The sequence below is a fragment of the Actinomycetota bacterium genome (assembly GCA_013152275.1).
GTDB lineage: Bacteria > Actinomycetota > Acidimicrobiia > Spongiisociales > UBA4744 > BMS3Bbin01.
On sequence record JAADGS010000024.1, the window covers coordinates 1 to 5,495 of the forward strand.

Sequence of the window (5,495 nt, forward strand, 5' to 3'; positions counted from 1 at the left end):
CATGCGAAACGATCCGACCCAGCGGGCGCTGCAACTCCTCTCCCTGCTGCAGACCCACCGGCTGTGGCGCGGTGCCGAACTCGCCGAGCGCCTGGAGGTCACCGAGCGAACGATTCGCCGTGACGTCGACCGACTGCGCGACCTGGGCTACCCGGTCGACGCCACGCCTGGCCGCGACGGCGGATACCGACTCGCGGCCGGAGCGCACCTGCCGCCACTCGTGCTCGACGACGACGAAGCCGTGGCCGTAGCAGTCGGATTACGCGCGGCCGCGGGTGCAGCGATCGGCGGCATCGAGGACACGTCGGTGCGGGCACTCGCCAAGATCGAACAGCTGCTTCCCGACCGCCTACGACGTCGCGTCTCCGCGCTCCACGCCAGCGTCGTGTCGCTGCGATGGCCGCACGGCGACGACGGGGTCGTCGACCCCGACGCACTCAGCGTGCTCGCCTCGGCGTGTCGGGACCACGAAGAAGTCCGCTTCGACTATCAGCGCCGCGACGGCGACGGCAGCCGTCGTTTGGTCGAACCGCACCAGTTGGTCACGGCCGGCCGCCGCTGGTACCTCGTCGCATGGGATCTTCGTCGCACCGATTGGCGCACGTTCCGCCTCGACCGGCTCAGCAGCGCGCAACTGGCGGGCGTGCGTTTCGCTCCGCGCAACATCCCCGGCGGCGACGGTGCCGCGTTCGTCGCGGCGTCGATCGCCTCGATACCTCGCGAACTCGAGACGCTTGTGGCCGTGAGCACCCCCTACGAACAGGTCGCTGAGGCATTGTCATGGGTCGACCACACGCCCGTCGACACCGGAGCCGACTCGTGCACGATTCGACTCCGATCCGACAAACTCGATTCCCTCGTCATGGCGGTGGTCCGACTGGCGCTTGGTGCGTCGGTTCGAGTCGTCGAACCCCGCGCGGTTGCCGACGAAGTGGACGCGCTGATCGGTCGCCTCAACCAGCGGTGATGCGAGGCAATCGTGGCGTGGCATGACGTGCCGACCAGATCGTCGCAGCTCGACGACGGAGCAGGTCCGCGACGCGTTGGCAGTGATTCGTGAGGCCGGGCTACGCCATGACGGCGCCGAGCAGTCTGGTAGCTCGTCGGGCGCATAACCCGAAGGTCGCGGTTTGATTGCTGCGTCCGCGGCCCAGTGAGACGGGTCTCTTCGCTGGTTTCGAGTCCGTTCCGGCCTTGAAACCGCTACTCGCTTCGGGTCCGAAAATGTCGCGTATCTGGTGTGGAGTCTGTGACGAGTTCGGTGGGCTGTTGTGTGACTGTTTTGGGTAGAGATCCCGCCCCCGCTACGAAGAAAACCCTTGGGACACCTACATTCCCGAGGGTTTTTTCGCATTGGGAGTACATGTTCACGGCGTTTGGTCTGCATCCGGCCCGCACTAGACACTAAAGCGGTGCTAGGCCGTCGCCCCAGCGCGGGCGGGCGAATACGGCGTCGAGGGCATCTGACACCTTTGATCGATCCTCGGGATACAGATGTCCGTACCGGTCCGTTGTGATCATGATGGATTTGTGTCCGAGGTGCTCCTGTACGACTTCAGCTTGGCAGTCTTGAGCTACGGATTGATGCCGCTGTGTGCCGCAGATCATGGATACGCAAAGCAGGATCGAGTTCCACTCGAAGGATGGCTGCTTTCCAGACTCTTCTGCGAAAGTTGGGCCAGTCGATCGGTCCGCCGACTGTTGACGTGAATACGAGAGCATCGGGTTCTGGTGGAACGGCTGCGCTGAGGTGGTCGCCGAACATCTCGAATAGGGAGTTGGGCAGGGCCACGGTTCGAGTCTCATAGTTCTTCGTCGATGTGAAGACCTTTCGACCGTGGACGTCAGTGGCGGAATCGGGGATGACGAGTTCGTGCAGCGGAGGATTCACTCGTTCCCTTCGCAGTGCGGTTGCCTCGCCTTCCCGGATGCCTGTGTAGGCAAGTGTCCAGATAATTGTCTGGTGTTCCTTGGGAATCTCGTTGGCAAGACGTTCGACTCCGACGGGGGAGAGGAACAGCATCGGGTTGCGCATTCGTCTTGGCAGCGAGATGCCTTCAGCTGGGTTGGCTTGGATCATCTGGCTACGAACGGCTGCACCGAGAGTGCTCGATATGAGGCTGTGTGCCTGATGGATGCGAGATGCCGAGAGACCCTCATCGTGCATCGCCAATATCCATTGCTCGATTTGGATCGCCCTGATATCTCGGAGGCGGGCCGACCAGAGCCGCAACCGAACCCACCCACAGACTCATCGCAACGCCCCGTGAATGATCGGGGGTAGCTGTGTTCTTCGGGGGCGTCATCCTTGATGATGGCGATGGCACCCCAGCCCCTCAATCACCACGCCGCGGTGAGTCGTTCTGCTACTGTGTTTCGCAGTCAGTACAGCCGATGTGGGAGACGATGTGGGAGACATTGTGACAACAACCTCAAGAAGCGGACAGCGAATTGCTTTGATACTCGCCTTGTTGACTGTTGTGTCAATGTTGGTGGTGGCGAACGCCCCCGCGGCGTCTGCGGGTACCGCGAGCTGTCCGTTCGACTCGAAGGCCGTGAAGGTGTACAACAGCTATTCGCCGGAATCTGGTCGGATGTGGGGAGCGACCGACTCGCGAGGTACCGAATGTAGTGGATATGTGGGCATCTATCTCTGGACAAAGGCGCTGGCATGGTCCGGCGGTTGCCTCAATTTTTCTGGCAAGCGTATACACCACGGCACAGATGACGACGGGTATGTGTCCAGGGTTGCGTACAGGGATATGAGCTATTTCTATCTTGGTGGCGGGTCGTACGCGGGCTGCACAGCGCATGAGTACGGACGCTCAGGCTCCTTTCCCGCCGGTACGGGTCACAATCTCCACGGATTGCCAACAAATTGAGAACCGCAGACCGGGCGTCGAAGTTCGCTTGATGCGGAAAGTGGCGGCATTCGCTTGACGCGGATAGTGGCGGCACTCGCCGCATTCGTATTCGTAGTAGCTGCGTGCACCAATCCGACGGTTGCGGATGTTTCACCATCCGACTCAGCAGACGGTCTACGGATATTTGACTTCATCCCTGGTGTCGAAGAGTTCGGCTCTGGGGAACAAATAGCTATTGAGAACGCTCGCGAACAGGCACAGCAGCAGGCGATTTCGGATTGCATGGCCGAACAGGGATTCGTGTACATTCCTGTGGTCCAAGTACTTCGTGACGACGATGCTACCAACTTGGAAGCCGAACGTGAATACGCTGCCCAGTATGGATTTGGCATCTCGACAGCAGTTCTCGCCGACCTACAGCGAAACGGCTCCATCGGTCAAGGCGATGAAAACGATTTGTCCGGCGAACACGATCCGAATGATGAGATTGTACAGGCCATGGGAGAGTCGGAGCGCAACAGATACGAGGCCACCCTGTACGGCCCAGAACTCGACATCGACTTTAGCAACATGACCCAGGATGAGATAGACGCAGCCGTGGACGCTTTTGAGTTTTCCGGCTGCGAGTACGACGCCTTCAGCGTTGAGACCGTGCTTTCGCGCTTCAACAGCAAGTTCGGCGGAGCGATGGATGATGCCACTAAGGGCCTAGAGTTCGACCCTCGAATCGTCTCCGCACGGGAACAATGGCCTGCATGTATGGCGGAAGGCGGCTATGAGTTCCAGAGCCAAACTGCTGTCACTACCTACATCTTCAGTCTTCTTGAGAGCACCGGCGCGGTCTCTGACATCCAACTTGTCGAAGGTGGCTCTGCTTTCGAAATCGGCGAGGTTGTGAGCGATCCTCAGGGTGAGTATGCGGCTGCGGTCGCAGAGGTCGCTGCCGCGGAAGTCGCAGTGGCTATCGTCGTGTTCGGATGCAACGAGAGAGTCCAAACCGTACGACAGCAGGTGTACGTCGAGGCCGAGCAAGCGTTTGTTGTTGAGAACCTGAAGGACCTGGAACGGTTCCGGTTGGACAATGAGCGATAGTAGTGCATCGACGTATTTCAATCAGCCAGGTTGTTACTGCATGTTCTAGCGTCTTCGATAGTGTGAAGCCCACGATGCCGTCAGTACTTGGTTGCAGACACGGATGGAGCAGTGGGGGTCGTCTCTTGGTTCTTTGCCTCTATCGTGTCAACTTTGATATCCAGCGCCAAAGGTACCGCCCAGACGCTGCAAGCTACTAGTCCCGATTCGTCACCGGGGTTGGGTGGTTGAGGTGTCGAGGTGCGCGAAAACGCCCTCCTGGTAAGGAATACTGAGGTTGTGAAGATATTGGTTTCCAAAACAGAAGGGCATCTCCGAGACGAACCTAACAGTACACACAACGTGACCGTGGAATCGGGTGGAACTCGGGTGGTGGGTCATATCGGGTTGCATGCTTTGGGCATGTGTGCTGACCACCTCGGGGTCGGTGAGACGCTCTCACGAGAAGTGGGTTGGGCCGATCCCGGGGTACAGGTCAATGACTGGGGGTAGGTGTTGACCGCATTTCAAGAAAGGGTTTGGGTTCCATCCGTTGTCCTGGTTTGATGATTCAACCGGTGGAGTCCTCGCCACGCATCTCCGTGCGGGGAAAGCCAAAGCAAACGACGTTGCTGACCTGCTGAGCGTTCTCGATGACGGTGTCTCCCAGGCTCCCCACACAGGTTCGAGCCGGTCAACTACACGGGCGATGATCCTGCACTGGTGCAACGCCAGGGTGTGGTGCGTTCCGATTCTGCGGGTGGTCCGCGAGACAACACGAAACGGTGCGAATGTGTACGAAACAGTGGCAGGTTGAAACCCTTGGTATGTCCGGCATTTCACCACGAAGACCGTGTATGGCTGAATCGCCAGAACAGCCTCATAGCTCGAGGGTTGCGGTTTGATTGCTGCGTCCGCGGTCCAGTGAGACGGGTCTCTTCGTTCCTGTCGAGTCCCTATCGGGCCTCGATGTCTCTACCTCGTTCTGTTGTGTCTTTTGATGGCCGTGTCTGTTTTGGAATTCGTCGACAGGTTCGGCGCTCACTCGGGTGGCCGTTCTAGGTTCAAGTCCCGCCCCCGCTACGAAATCAAGGGCCCGGGAACTATATGTTTCCGAGCTTTTGTATTTCTTCGCTCGGGTGTTGGTCGTCGGCCTCCTTGTTACGAGTTGTCTTCTTGGACCCAGGTCTGGAAGGCCTTGACGTCAGTTGGGGTGAGCGCCTGGAGGGGGACGTCTCCGATGCCTGGAGTGATGTACCGCCGGGTGCGTACCTCGTAGTCGTGCCATCCCGCGCTGATCGTGTGCGCGGCAGCGTTGGTCCGATCGTGGTTGCGTAGATCCGAGATGCCCGCAGTGTGATTCCCAACCCCCAACATAGGTTTGCGCCAGCGGGCATCTCGGCCCGGCACCAATCGAAGGTCAGCCAGCCGGTCCTCGCTGAGCTCAGGCGACATCCTGGCGGGCTGGTGGTGGTGTCTGTTTCTTGAAGAGTCCGGCGGCGATGGTGTAGCCGAAGAGCGTCCCGAATCCCATCTGGGTGAGGAGTCCCAGCAGGTCGG

The 5,495-nt window shown here is 59.6% G+C and carries 4 protein-coding genes; 2 read left to right on the forward strand and 2 right to left on the reverse strand.

Annotated elements, in window-relative coordinates; genetic code table 11:
* Position 1 precedes the first annotated feature (1 nt).
* Positions 2 to 967 carry a YafY family transcriptional regulator gene (locus tag GXP34_02725; protein ID NOY54877.1) on the forward strand — a complete coding sequence of 322 codons (966 nt, stop codon included), beginning with the start codon at positions 2 to 4 and terminating at the stop codon, positions 965 to 967.
* Between the two features lie 588 nt (positions 968 to 1,555).
* On the opposite strand, the gene GXP34_02730 is transcribed toward GXP34_02725, so the two are convergent.
* Entirely contained in the window at positions 1,556 to 2,167 is a 612-nt protein-coding gene (locus GXP34_02730) for a tyrosine-type recombinase/integrase (protein NOY54878.1), read from the reverse strand.
* Between the two features lie 769 nt (positions 2,168 to 2,936).
* Between GXP34_02730 and GXP34_02735 the strand changes: the two genes are divergently transcribed.
* Positions 2,937 to 3,956 (forward strand): hypothetical protein, encoded by a 1,020-nt coding sequence (locus tag GXP34_02735; GenBank protein NOY54879.1) that lies wholly within the window; start codon positions 2,937 to 2,939, stop codon positions 3,954 to 3,956.
* Between the two features lie 1,140 nt (positions 3,957 to 5,096).
* On the opposite strand, the gene GXP34_02740 is transcribed toward GXP34_02735, so the two are convergent.
* The gene (locus GXP34_02740) at positions 5,097 to 5,345 is read right to left on the reverse strand and encodes a hypothetical protein (protein NOY54880.1); all 249 of its coding nucleotides are present in this window, start codon (positions 5,343 to 5,345) and stop codon (positions 5,097 to 5,099) included.
* Positions 5,346 to 5,495: the final 150 nt, after the last annotated feature.

What these genes read in the sequence shown, in the direction of transcription:
- GXP34_02725 (NOY54877.1), top strand. Translation starts at nt 2, where the DNA reads ATGCGAAACGATCCGACCCAGCGGGCGCTGCAACTCCTCTCCCTGCTG.
- GXP34_02730 (NOY54878.1), bottom strand. Translation starts at nt 2,167, where the DNA reads ATGCACGATGAGGGTCTCTCGGCATCTCGCATCCATCAGGCACACAGC.